12 protein-coding genes are annotated in these 11,337 nt (G+C 75.1%); 5 read left to right on the top strand and 7 right to left on the bottom strand.

What is annotated here, in order from left to right:
• Positions 1 to 188 precede the first annotated feature (188 nt).
• A complete protein-coding gene (locus ICW40_RS17530) occupies positions 189 to 914 on the top strand; it encodes a M50 family metallopeptidase (RefSeq protein ID WP_221655290.1) in 726 nt (241 codons plus the stop codon).
• A gap of 27 nt (positions 915 to 941) precedes the next feature.
• Here ICW40_RS17530 and ICW40_RS17525 read toward each other — a convergent pair whose 3' ends face one another.
• From ICW40_RS17525 to ICW40_RS17510, 4 genes are all read right to left on the bottom strand, one after another.
• A complete protein-coding gene (locus ICW40_RS17525) occupies positions 942 to 1,487 on the bottom strand; it encodes a DUF1697 domain-containing protein (protein WP_221655289.1) in 546 nt (181 codons plus the stop codon).
• 10 nt (positions 1,488 to 1,497) lie between these two features.
• The gene (locus ICW40_RS17520) at positions 1,498 to 2,439 is read right to left on the bottom strand and encodes a 5'-3' exonuclease (RefSeq protein ID WP_221655288.1); all 942 of its coding nucleotides are present in this window, start codon (positions 2,437 to 2,439) and stop codon (positions 1,498 to 1,500) included.
• Positions 2,440 to 2,472: 33 nt separating this feature from the next.
• Positions 2,473 to 2,916 (bottom strand): PLDc N-terminal domain-containing protein, encoded by a 444-nt coding sequence (locus tag ICW40_RS17515; protein WP_221655287.1) that lies wholly within the window; start codon positions 2,914 to 2,916, stop codon positions 2,473 to 2,475.
• A gap of 190 nt (positions 2,917 to 3,106) precedes the next feature.
• Positions 3,107 to 3,955, bottom strand: a complete 849-nt coding sequence (locus tag ICW40_RS17510) for an alpha/beta fold hydrolase (RefSeq protein ID WP_221655286.1) — start codon at positions 3,953 to 3,955, stop codon at positions 3,107 to 3,109.
• A gap of 99 nt (positions 3,956 to 4,054) precedes the next feature.
• On the opposite strand from ICW40_RS17510, the gene ICW40_RS17505 reads away from it, so the two are divergent.
• The gene (locus ICW40_RS17505; protein WP_260459399.1) at positions 4,055 to 4,525 is read left to right on the top strand and encodes a MarR family winged helix-turn-helix transcriptional regulator; all 471 of its coding nucleotides are present in this window, start codon (positions 4,055 to 4,057) and stop codon (positions 4,523 to 4,525) included.
• A 9-nt stretch (positions 4,526 to 4,534) separates the two neighbouring features.
• Here ICW40_RS17505 and ICW40_RS17500 read toward each other — a convergent pair whose 3' ends face one another.
• The gene (locus ICW40_RS17500) at positions 4,535 to 6,037 is read right to left on the bottom strand and encodes an AAA family ATPase (RefSeq protein WP_221655285.1); all 1,503 of its coding nucleotides are present in this window, start codon (positions 6,035 to 6,037) and stop codon (positions 4,535 to 4,537) included.
• 179 nt (positions 6,038 to 6,216) lie between these two features.
• Between ICW40_RS17500 and ICW40_RS17495 the strand changes: the two genes are divergently transcribed.
• A complete protein-coding gene (locus ICW40_RS17495) occupies positions 6,217 to 7,173 on the top strand; it encodes a sensor histidine kinase (protein ID WP_221655284.1) in 957 nt (318 codons plus the stop codon).
• 13 nt (positions 7,174 to 7,186) lie between these two features.
• Here the strand turns inward: ICW40_RS17495 and ICW40_RS17490 are convergent, their stop codons facing one another.
• Positions 7,187 to 7,750: a nucleotidyltransferase family protein gene (locus tag ICW40_RS17490; RefSeq protein WP_221655283.1), complete on the bottom strand. Its 564-nt coding sequence runs from the start codon at positions 7,748 to 7,750 to the stop codon at positions 7,187 to 7,189.
• Between the two features lie 57 nt (positions 7,751 to 7,807).
• Between ICW40_RS17490 and ICW40_RS17485 the strand changes: the two genes are divergently transcribed.
• Both ICW40_RS17485 and ICW40_RS17480 read left to right on the top strand, forming a co-directional pair.
• Positions 7,808 to 8,572, top strand: coding sequence for an endonuclease/exonuclease/phosphatase family protein (locus ICW40_RS17485; protein ID WP_221655282.1), 765 nt, complete (start codon positions 7,808 to 7,810; stop codon positions 8,570 to 8,572).
• The gene (locus ICW40_RS17480; protein ID WP_260459397.1) at positions 8,569 to 8,997 is read left to right on the top strand and encodes a DoxX family protein; all 429 of its coding nucleotides are present in this window, start codon (positions 8,569 to 8,571) and stop codon (positions 8,995 to 8,997) included. Before ICW40_RS17485 ends, ICW40_RS17480 begins: the two co-directional genes overlap by 4 nt.
• A gap of 510 nt (positions 8,998 to 9,507) precedes the next feature.
• Here ICW40_RS17480 and ICW40_RS17475 read toward each other — a convergent pair.
• The coding region (locus ICW40_RS17475; RefSeq protein ID WP_221655281.1) for an ATP-dependent metallopeptidase FtsH/Yme1/Tma family protein at positions 9,508 to 11,337 on the bottom strand (1,830 nt) is incomplete at its 5' end.

Genomic DNA, 11,337 nt, shown 5'->3' with positions numbered 1-11,337 from the left:
CGCCGCTGGTGCTGACCGTGGCCGCGGCGACCGGGGCGAGTGCCGACGTCGTCGTCGACGACGTGCTCGTGCTCGACGCGCCGCTGGCTGCGGGCACGCTCACGGCGCTGGCCGCCGCGGGACGCTGGTGAGGCGGCGGTCGGCCGGGCCGCGACCGCGGCCGCGCCGGCGCCTGGCACGATGACGCCGTGATCGACGAGCTCTGGTCCCGCGTCCTCGCGACGCAGCCCCTGCCGCCCGCGGGCGTCGTCCTCGCGACGGCGGGTGTCGCGCTGCTGCTCGTCCTGGTGCCCTGGCTGTGGCGCGTGACGCGGCACCTCGTGACGGTCGCGCACGAGGGCGGGCACGCCGTCGCCGCGGTGCTCAGCGGTCGCCGGCTCACGGGCATCCGCCTGCACTCCGACACCTCGGGCCTCACGGTGTCCCGCGGGCGCCCGCGCGGGCCCGGGATGGTCGTGACGCTGCTCGCGGGCTACACGGGTCCGGCGCTCGTCGGGCTCGCGGCGGCCGCGCTGCTCTCGACCGGGCGGGCCGTCGCGCTCCTGTGGGGCGTCCTCCTGCTGCTCGCGCTGCTGCTGCTGCAGATCCGGAACCTCTTCGGCCTGTGGGTCGTGCTGGTCTGCGGCGCCGGGGTCTTCGCGGTCTCGTGGTGGGTGCCGCCGGCGTGGCAGTTCGCGGTCGCGCTGACCCTCACGTTCTTCCTGCTGCTGGGCGCGCCCCGCGCGGTGCTCGAGCTGGTGGCGACGCGACGGACGGGCGCCCGGACGTCCGACCCGGACCAGCTCGCGCGGCTCACCCGCGTCCCCGCCGGGATGTGGGTGGCCGTCCTCACGCTCGTCACCGCGGGCGCGGCGCTCGGCGGGGTCGCGCTCCTGCTGCCGGACCTCGTGGCGCAGATCGGCACGCTGGCCTGACGGCGTCGCCCCGGCGTCGCCGCGCGGTCAGGCGGGGAGCTTCTCGAGCGCCGCGCGGATCTTGAGCATGGTCCGCAGGTTGCGGTCGGTGATCCACGGCTTGTAGCGCGGCTTGGAGCCGGCCTTGCTCTGCGGGTCGTCGAGGGTCCCGCCGACGACCGCCTGCCACGCGGCGGCCTCGGGTCCGAGCCGGACGCGGGGCGCGTCCGGCGCCGCCTCGGCGATCGCCTCGTCGAGCTCGTCGAGCCGGGCCGGGTCGGACGTCACCGTCACGTAGGTCTGGTGCGTCTCGGAGTCCGCCGGGTAGGGGCACGCGTCGAGGAGCTCCGCGAGCCGCTCGGCGGTGAGCACGACGACCCAGGCGTCGTAGCCGAACCGCTCGCGCAGCGCCGCCTCGACCAGCTCCTTGAGCGCGCGGGCGTCGCCGTCGTACCGGCACACGACGTTGCCCGACGCGAGGAGCGTCGAGACGTCGGAGAGCGGCAGCTCGGCGAGCAGCGCGCGGAGGTCCGCCGACCGCACCGTGACCCCTCCGACGTTCACCCCGCGCAGCAGCACGGCATACCGACCCATGACGTCCACGTCAGGAGCCCGCGGCGAGGGCGTCGACCAGGCGGGCGACGCTCGACGTGAGGCCCCAGCGCTGCGCGAGCTCGACGAGCCGGTCCGGGTCCGCGGCCGTGCGCGGGAGGGCGTCGTCGGCGTCGGCCACGGGGGCGTCGCGTGCGACGTTGACCACGCCCTGGGCGACGGCGAGGTACGGCAGGCCCTCGGTGAGCCGGCGGCGCTGGGCCTGCGTGAGCCCGGGGTCACGGGCCTCGAGCGCGGCGAGGATGCCGTCGAGCGACCCGTAGCGGTGCAGCATCGCGGCCGCGGTCTTCTCGCCGATGCCCGCGACGCCCGGCAGCCCGTCGCTGCTGTCACCGCGCAGGACCGCCATCTCCGCGTACGCCTGGCCGCTCACGACGTCGTACTTCTCGGCGAGGCGCGCCTGGTCGACGACGTCGAGGTCGCTGATCCCGCGCGACGTGTAGAGCACCCGCACCCCGAGCGCGTCGTCGACCAGCTGGAACAGGTCCCGGTCCCCGGTCACCACCTCGACGGGCCGGCGCTCCCCCGCCGGGAGCGCCGTCTCGCGTGCCGTGAGCGTCCCGATGACGTCGTCGGCCTCGAACCCCGGGGCGCCGACGCGCGCGATGCCGAACGCCTCGAGGACCTCGACGATCACGGGGATCTGCGCGGTGAGGAGGTCCGGGACCTCCTCCTCGTCGCCCTGCGCGACCCGGTGGGCCTTGTAGCTCGGGATGGCCTCGACGCGGAACGCGGGCCGCCAGTCGTCGTCCCAGCAGGCGACGAGCCCCTCGGGCCTGCGCGCGGTCACGAGCCGCGCCGTCATGTCGAGGAGACCGCGGACGGCGTTCACGGGCGTGCCGTCCGGGGCCTTGACCGAGTCCGGCACGCCGAAGAACGCCCGGAAGTACAGCGACGCGGTGTCGAGCAGCAGGAGCGGGCGTCGGTCCGTCATGGGCGCCACGCTAGGGGATCGCGGGGACGCGGGTCAGGAGTCGGCGGGCCGCTTGTCCTCGTCGGCCGGGCGCGTGCCCTCGTCGTCGTCCGACGGCGGTCGGAGCCGCGCCTCGCGCTCGCGCAGCTGCGCCTCCCACTCGGCGAGCAGCCGCTCGTGCTCGGCCTGCTCCTTGCGTGCGATCCCCGCGAGGAACTCTGGGTCGTCGTCGGGCCCGCGCGGCGGTGCCGGCCGCTCGTACTCGGGGAACCCCGCCGTCTGCGTGGACGGCCACGGCACGGACCGGCCGGCTCCCTGCTTCGTCGGGCGCCCGGCGACCAGCCACGCGACCGGGCCGGCGATCGGGATGAGGATGATGATGAAGATCCACACCGTCTTGTTGAGGTTCCGCTCCGCGCCCGCCTCCGTCTGGATGCAGTCGATGAGGCAGTACACGAGGAGTGCCAGCTCCACGACGATCGGCAGGTAGCGCAGCACGGGTCCCCCTGGTCCGGACGGTCGGCGACGGCGCCCGGCCTGGCGGCGGCGGGCATCGTCGGCCACACGCTAGGGCAGGCGGGCCTCGGCGCGGGAGGGGGCGGGTGACGGTTCACCCGGGTGCCTGGTGGGGCGACGTCGGCACGACGCCCCGGGCGGCTCGACCACCCGGGGCGCCGTGCCGGTCCACTCAGGCCCGCACGAACGCGAGCAGCGCTGCGGTCACCTCGTCGGCGTGCGTCCACAGGAGACCGTGCGGGGCGCCCTCGATCTCGACGTACGTCGCCTCGGGCAGCCGCTCGCGCAGCTGCCTCGCCGTCGCGTCGACGGGCAGGATGCGGTCGGCGGTGCCGTGCAGGACCAGGACCGGGATGCCCGCACCGCGCACCGCGGTGACGTCGTCGCGGAAGTCGGTCAGCCACGACGGCACCACGCCGGCGGCGGCGTGCGGCGACGAGCCGGCCGCCACGGTCCAGCTCGCGCGCACCGCGGCCTCGCTGATCCGGCTGCCGAGGTTCTCGTCGAGGTTGTAGAAGTCGGCGAAGAACGCGTCGAACCACGCGAAGCGGTCGGCCGTCGCGTCGGCAGAGATGCCGTCGAACACGTCGTGCGGCACGCCGGACGGGTTGTCGTCCGTCCGGAGCAGGAAGGGCTGGAGCGCAGCGAGCAGGGCCGCCTTCGCGATGCGGTCCGAGCCGTACCGGCCGAGGTAGCGCGCGACCTCGCCCGAGCCCATCGAGAAGCCCGCCAGGACGACGTCGCGCAGGTCGAGGCCCGTGAGGACGGCGTCGAGGTCGGCGGCGAACGTGTCGTAGTCGTAGCCCACGGTGGTCTTGGTGGACCGGCCGAAGCCGCGGCGGTCGTACGTCACGACCCGGTAGCCGGCGTCGAGCAGGGCGGCCGTCTGCTTCTCCCACGAGGAGCCGTCGAGCGGGTACCCGTGGATCAGCACGACGGGCTGCCCGGTGCCGTGGTCCTCGTAGTAGAGCTCGACGTCCGCCTCTGCTGACCCGGCTGTGGTGCTGGCGATGAACGGCATGTCACGTCCTCCCGATCCGGCGAGACGGTTGCCTCGCTCGCAACTACATCGTGCACGAGGTAATTGTGGACGTCAACACCGTGGCCTAGGATTCACGTCATGGACACCGACGAGGGACCTCCGCTCCCCCTGACGGACATGCTGTGCTTCGACCTCTACGCGGCCTCGCGGCTCCTGACGTCGGTGTACCGCCAGGTCCTCGACCCGCTCGACCTCACGTACCCGCAGTACCTCGTCCTGGTGGTGCTCTGGGAGCACGGCGACCTCTCCGTGCGCGAGGTCGTCGAGCAGCTCGACCTGGACTACGGCACGGTGTCGCCGCTGCTCAAGCGGCTCGAGGCGCGCGGGCTCGTGGTCCGCCGACGCCGCCCCGAGGACGAGCGGTCCGTCGTGGTGAGCCTGACCGACGAGGGCCGGGCGATGCAGGACCGTGCGCGCGGCGTCGCGCCCGCCATCGGTGCGGCGTTCGGGCTCGACGAGGGCGACGCCGAGCGCCTGCGTGGTCTGCTCGGCCGCGTCCGCACGTCGGCGGAGGAGCAGGCCGTCCGGCTGGCCGCCGGCGCGGACTGACCGCCTGCGTCAGGCCGCCGGCACCGTCCGGCCCGCGGCCCAGGCCCGCAGCGCCGCCACCTGCTCGGCCATGACGACGCTCAGCGGGCGCGTCGCGCGCAGCTCCGCCTCGACGTGCCGCGCCTGCACCGCGGGCACGACGCCGCCCTCGGCGTGCGCGGCGTAGGCGGCCGAGACCACGGCCTGCTCGATCTCCGCGCCCGAGAAGCCGTCGCACGCGGCGGCGAGCGCGGTCACCTCCTCGTCGGACAGCACGACGTCGCGCCGGGCGGCGTGCACGCGCAGGATCCGCGCGCGCGCGGCGGTGTCGGGCAGGTCGACGAAGAAGATCTCGTCGAAGCGGCCCTTGCGCATGAGCTCGGGCGGCAGCCGTGAGATGTCGTTGGCGGTCGCGACGAGGAACACGCGCGAGCGGTGCTCGGCGAGCCACGTGAGGAACGTGCCGAGCACGCGCTGCGACGTCCCGGTGTCGCCGTCGGACGTCGCGAGGCCCTTCTCGATCTCGTCGACCCAGACGACGCACGGCGCCATGACGTCCGCCGTCGCGAGGCTCTCGCGCAGGCGCCGCTCGGACTCGCCGACGTACTTGTCGCCGATCGCGCCGAGGTCCAGCCGCAGCAGGGGCACCCCGAAGATCCCGGCGGCCACCTTCGCGGCGAGGCTCTTGCCGCAGCCCTGGACGCCCAGCAGCAGCACGCCGCGCGGCGGGTCGAGGGCCGCGGCCGAGCCGTCGAACGCGGGCATGCGCCGGGACAGCCACGTGGTGAGCCGGTCCAGACCCGCGAGGTCCGACGGCGCCGCGGTGTCGTACTCGTAGGTCAGCACGCCGCCGCGGGACAGCAGCTCGTACTTCGCGCGCATGACCGCGGGCACGTCGCTGCGCGTGATCGCGCCGTCGTCGTGCACGGCCGCACGCGCGAGGCGCCGGGTGTCCGCGACCGAGAGGCCCGCGAGGTTCTCGACGAGCAGCCCGATCGACGTCTCGTCCGCCCGGACGAGCATCCCGTGCGTGGTCGCCCACTCGCGCGCGACCTCGTCGACGATCGCGCGCCGCTCCTCGCGGGTCGGGAAGGCGAGCGTGAGCCGGGCCGCGAGGTGCTCGAGCTCGGCCGGCAGCTCGACCTCGTGGCTGATGAGGACCACGGTGCGGTGCACGTCGTCGTGGGCCTGCGCGATGTCCTTGAGCAGGCGCACCGTCACGGGCTGGCGCAGGTACGGGTGGAAGTCGAGGAGGACGTAGAGCCCGGCCAGGCCGTCGCGGACGAACTGCAGCACGCCCTCGGGCCCCTGGTGGAAGCGCTGGGCGGGGCCCACGTCGAGGTCCGCGCGACGCAGCCCGCCGGTCACGGCCCACTCGAAGACGGGCAGCGGCGGCGTCCGCGAGCGCGCGATGTCGAGGACGGCGTCGCGCGCCCGGTCCTCGTCCCGGGTCTCGATCACGACGATCGGGATCCGGCTGCGCAGCAGGGCGCCCAGGTCGCGGCGCTCACCGGCGGCGTCGACGAGGGGCATGGGCCGAAGGCTAGTGCCGGGCCCAGCTCAGCACGGCCGCGCGCCGCGGCGATCCGCCGGGAATCACCCCGTCCGTTCCTGGGCAGCGCGCACGCGGAGGTTTACCGTTGCACCAGTCACCCTCTCGGGTGACGCAGGGGCGTTCGGGGGACCGCCGACCGACGTGCGGAGGGAGTCGCGTGACGACCGTCGCCCCGGCCCCCGCGTCCGCCCCCGGGCGCAGCGCCTACCGCCACCAGGCGTTCCTCTGGGACTCCGTCGAGCACTTCCTCGACGTGACCGTGCCCTTCGTCCGCGAGGGCCTCGACCGCGGCGAACCCGTCATGGTCGCGCTCGTCGCGGAGCAGTGGGCGCCGCTGCGGACCGCCCTCGGCCGGCGCGCGCAGCGCGTGCTGAACGTCGACATGGCGGAGCTCGGCCGCAACCCGGCGCGGATCATCCCGGCCTGGAGCGAGTTCGTCGCGGCGCACGAGGGGTATCGGGTGCGCGGCATCGGCGGCCCCGTCTGGGCCGGGCGCCGGCCCGCGGAGCTCGTCGAGGCGCAGATCCACGAGGCGATGCTCAACCTCGCGGTGCCGCACGACACGGCGCTGTGGTTGCTGTGCCCCTACGACGCCCGCACCCTCCCGCCCGAGGTGCTCGCCGCAGCCCTGCGGCACCACCCCGAGGTGACGGCGCACCACGGGCCGGCACCGTCGGCGGCCTGGGCCGGGGTCGACCGCACGGCCGAGCTCGAGACCCATCCGCTGCCGGAGCCGACCGGTCCGGTCGAGGAGCTCGCGTTCGCGGCCGGGCTGCTGTCCGGGGTGCGCCGCGTCGCGCGTGCCCACGCGGCCGACGCAGGCCTCCCGCCCGGCCGGGCGGACGACCTCGCGCTCGCCGTCAGCGAGCTCGCGTCCAACAGCATCGACCACGGCGGCGGCGGCGGCGTGCTGCGCGCGTGGCGCGACGACGAGGCGCTCGTGCTCGAGGTCAGCGACCACGGCCGCCTCGCCGACCCGCTCGTCGGACGCCGCGCGCCGACGCCCGACCAGGAGCGCGGGCGGGGCCTGTGGATGGTCAACCGGCTGTGCGACCTCGTGCAGATGCGCACCACGGGCTCCGGGACCGTCGTCCGCGTCGTGACCTGGCTCTGACGCGGCGCCGGCGTCAGGCGGGCGGCGCGACGATCTCGAGGTCGACGAGCAGGTTGAGGAAGTTGCTCGCGAACGGGTTGTCGGCGCACTCGCGGCGCACCATGTCCCAGTCGACCTGCTCGCGCAGGGCGCGCGCGACGGGCAGCAGACGCGCGTAGTCGCAGTAGTGCTCGTTCAGCACGCGCAGCTTGGTGTCCATGAGGTCCGTCGCGCTCAGCACGGGCATCCGGACGGCCAGCACCTCCATGGTGTCGCAGCGCTCGAACACGTCCATCTCGACCGGCTCCCCGACCATGCGGAAGAGGATGTCGATGAGCTGACCCTCGTTGTACGCCTTGAACAACCAGTCCTCCGCGGGGTCCCGCAGCTCGAGGCCCGCCTGCTCGAGCGCGTCCCGCGCACGCTCGACGTCCTCCTCGCGGATCACGAAGTCGGCGTCGTGCAGGGGTTCGGGCGCCCCGCGCGCCCACGCGGCGTACGTCCCGCACAGCGCGTAGGGGATGTCGGCCTTGCCCAGGGCGACCGCGGTCTTCCGCAGGCCGTCCTGGAGCGCTTCACGTCCGGCGTCGTCGACCATGCCTGGTGTGTACACGACCGGGTGCGGCCTCGCAGCCCGAGCGGCAGGATCGAGGCGATGCGCCTCGCGACGTTCAACATCCTCCACGGCCGGTCGCTCGTCGACGACACCGTCGACGTCGAGCGCTTCGCGCGAGCGGTGCGCACCCTGGACGCCGACGTGCTGGCGATGCAGGAGGTCGACCGCGACCAGCCGCGCTCGCACGGGGCCGACCTCACGGCGGTGGCCGCCGAGGCGATGGGGGCTCCCGAGCACCGGTTCGTGGCGACGCTCGCGGGCACGCCCGAGCTGTGGTCGGCGGCCACCGGCGACCTGCAGCCCAACGCGGCCGGCTACGGCATCGCGCTGCTGAGCCGCTACCCCGTGCTCGAGTGGCGCGCGATGGCGCTGCCCGCGCTCAAGGGCCGCGTGCCGGTCGTGTTCCCCGGGCGGCACAAGGCGGTGATGGTCCACGACGAGCCGCGCGCCGCCGTGGGCGCGGTGATCGACGGGCCGCACGGGCGCATGACCGTCGTCGCCACGCACCTGACGTTCATCCCGGGGTGGAACGCCCACCAGCTGCGGCGGCTCGTGCACCTGCTGCGCGAGGTGCCGCGGCCCGTGGTCGTCATGGGCGACCTCAACCTCGACGGCGACCGCCCACGACGCATCTCGGGCTGGCACGCGCTCGCCACCGCGCCGACCTACCCCGTCACCGAGCCCGTCGAGCAGCTCGACCACATCCTCGCGGACGGTCCGCTCGAGGCGGTGTCGCCCGGCGTCGCGGTCGACACGGGCCTCTCGGACCACCGTGCGCTCGCCGTCGACGTGACCCGCCGATGACCCCCCACGCGGCCGGGTCCACGCGCGGGGGTGCGGGCGGCGACGTGCGGCAGGTGCTGGGCATGGCGCTGCTGCTCGGCGCCGCCGGGGTCACGCACCTCGTCCGCCCGTCGCTCTACGAGGTGCTCATCCCCGCGCGGCTCGGGCGGCCGCGACCGTGGGTGCTGGGCAGCGGCGTCGCCGAACTCGTCTGCGCCGCGCTCGTCGCCGTGCCGCGGACCCGTCGCGTCGGCGGGCTCGCGACGGCGGCGCTCCTCGTGGGCGTGCTGCCGGGGAACGTGACGATGGCGGTCCGCATGCAACGCTCGCGACGGCCCCGGACGCCCCGACGGCGCGCCGCCCTCGCGGTCGCCTGGCTGCGCCTCCCGCTCCAGGTGCCGCTCGTCGCATGGGCGCTCCGGATCGCCCGGTCCGCCCCCCGCTGACCACCGGCAGTGCACCGCCCCGGCCGGCACTGCACCGCCCGGGCCCCCGGAACGTGCGGCGCATGGTGCGGATGGAGCTGATGTGGCTGGTGCGCCTTCTCCAGAGCCACAAGGGCCACACGCGTCACGTGCGCCGCACGGACGGGTGGCGACCAGGACGGCGACGGGCGGGAGGTACGTGCGGCCGCTCCCGCCGCGTCCGCCGACCGACCCGCCCCCAGATGTGCGGCGCATGGTGCGGATGGAGCTCCATGTGGCTGGTGCGCCTTCTCCAGAGCCACAACGGCCCCACGCGTCACACGCGCCGCACGGACGGGTGGCGACCAGGACGGCGACGGGCCAGGTGGTACACGCGGCCGCTCCGGCCGTCCGCCGACCGACGCCGCCCCCAGATGTGCGGCGCATGGTGTGGATGGAGCTCATGTGGCTGGTGCGCCTTCTCCAGAGCCACAAGGGCCACACGCGTCACGTGCGCCGCACGGACGGGTGTGCGGCGGGTGGCGAGCCGGGTCAGGCGGGGACGGCCTCGAACTCCGCGATGATCTCCCGCACGCGCGCGGCGGACAGGGTCTCCTCGACCAGCAGCGCGGCGGCGACCGCCTCGAGCAGCGGGCCGTGCGCGGCGAGCAGCGTGGTCGCCTGCACGTGCGCCTCGCGCAGCAGGCGGTCGACGGCGGCGTGCGCCTGCGCGGCCACCTGCCCGCCGACCCGCATGGTCTCGGCGTCCACCTGGGCGTACCCGAAGTCGGTCATGCCGTACTGCGTGACCATCTTGGTCGCGAGGTCGGTCGCACCCCGCAGGTCGCCGGACGCGCCCTGCGTGTACTCGCCGTCGAGCAGCCGCTCCTCCGCCGCGCGCCCCGCGAGCGCGACGACGAGCTGCGCGAGCGCCTTGCGCCGGGGCAGGAAGACGTCGTCGTTGCCGCTCATCCAGGTGATCCCGCCGGCCGGACCGCGCGGCACGATCGTGACCGACACCGGGTCGTCCGCGTCGGGCAGCAGCGCGGCCGCGAGCGTGTGGCCGGCCTCGTGCCATGCGGTGATCATGCGGTCGTGCTCGGTGACCAGTGCGGACGTGCGCGCGCGGCCCATCGCCACGGTCGCGACGGCGGACTGGAAGCAGTCGGCGTCGACGACGCCCTGGCCGCGCCGCGCCGCCTCCATGCACGCCTCGTTGACGACCTGCGCGAGGTCCGCGCCGGACATGCCGGGCGTCTGCCGCGCGATCCGGACGAGGTCGACGTCGTCGCCCACGGGCCGGCTCTGCGCGTGGACCTCGAGGATCAGGGTCCGTCCGCGCCGGTCGGGGTTGGGCACCTGGACCTGGCGGTCGAGGCGGCCGGGCCGCGTCAGGGCGGGGTCGAGGGTGTCGGCGCGGTTGGTCGCGGCGAGCACGATGACGTGCGAGTCGACGAAGCCGTCCATCTCGTTGAGCAGGGAGATGAGCGTGTTCTCGCGCTCGCCGTCGCCACCGTTGCCCGACGCGCCGCCACGCGCGCGGCCGACGGCGTCGATCTCGTCGATGAAGATGATCGCGCGCTCCGCCTTGCGGGCCTCCGCGAACAGGTCGCGCACGCGGCGCGCGCCGACGCCGACGTAGGACTCGACGAAGTCCGAGCCCGCGAGCGGGAAGAACGGCACCTCGGCCTCGCCCGCGACGGCCCGTGCGAGCAGCGTCTTGCCCGTCCCGGGCGGTCCGACGAGCAGCGCGCCGCGCGGACGCGTCGCGCCCACGGCCTCGAACCGCTCGGGCTCGCGCAGGAACTGGACCATCTCGCGCAGCTGGTCGACGGCCTCGTCCGCGCCCGCGACGTCGGCGAACGTCACCGACGGCACCTCGCCCGACGCGAGGGCCTTGCGCGGCCGGCTCATCATCCCGTTGGGGTTGACGCTGCGGAGCACGAGCAGCAGGACCCCCGCGATGATGAGGATCGGCAGCAGCCGGGACGCGAGGTCAGCGGCAGCGCCGCGCTCCCCCGCCTCGGCGTCGAGCGGCACGTCGGCGTCGACCAGGGTCTGCGTGAGCTCGTCCGCGTAGTCGGCCGGGAAGTCCGCCACGAGCTCGCCGTCGTCCGTCTCGAGCACGACCTCGGCGGCGCGGTCGTCGACGGTCGCCCCGGTGACGTCGCCGTCGGCGACGAGGGTCAGGGCCCGGGTCAGAGTGATGCGCTCGGGACCGGGCTCGGCGGTGAGGGCGAGGACGCCCGCGACCGCGGCGGCGACCAGGACGCCGGCCGCCACGACAGCCAGCACGCGCTTCCGGCGCCACCACGGACCCGGCGCGGCCGGGTCGCCGTCCGCGAGCAGCGCCGCCAGCCGCACCCGCAGGCCGCGCACGAC

Source organism: Actinotalea ferrariae, assembly GCF_019733465.1.
GTDB lineage: Bacteria > Actinomycetota > Actinomycetes > Actinomycetales > Cellulomonadaceae > Actinotalea > Actinotalea ferrariae_A.
The sequence above is the reverse complement of the archived record's forward strand: the minus strand, read 5'-3'. Positions and strand labels throughout refer to the sequence as shown.

Coding starts and splice junctions, on each gene's coding strand:
- ICW40_RS17525 (WP_221655289.1), bottom strand. CDS start 1,487: ATGGGTCGGTATGCCGTGCTGCTGCGCGGGGTGAACGTCGGAGGGGTC.
- ICW40_RS17520 (WP_221655288.1), bottom strand. CDS start 2,439: ATGACGGACCGACGCCCGCTCCTGCTGCTCGACACCGCGTCGCTGTAC.
- ICW40_RS17510 (WP_221655286.1), bottom strand. CDS start 3,955: ATGCCGTTCATCGCCAGCACCACAGCCGGGTCAGCAGAGGCGGACGTC.
- ICW40_RS17505 (WP_260459399.1), top strand. CDS start 4,055: ATGGACACCGACGAGGGACCTCCGCTCCCCCTGACGGACATGCTGTGC.
- ICW40_RS17500 (WP_221655285.1), bottom strand. CDS start 6,037: ATGCCCCTCGTCGACGCCGCCGGTGAGCGCCGCGACCTGGGCGCCCTG.
- ICW40_RS17490 (WP_221655283.1), bottom strand. CDS start 7,750: ATGGTCGACGACGCCGGACGTGAAGCGCTCCAGGACGGCCTGCGGAAG.
- ICW40_RS17485 (WP_221655282.1), top strand. CDS start 7,808: ATGCGCCTCGCGACGTTCAACATCCTCCACGGCCGGTCGCTCGTCGAC.
- ICW40_RS17480 (WP_260459397.1), top strand. CDS start 8,569: ATGACCCCCCACGCGGCCGGGTCCACGCGCGGGGGTGCGGGCGGCGAC.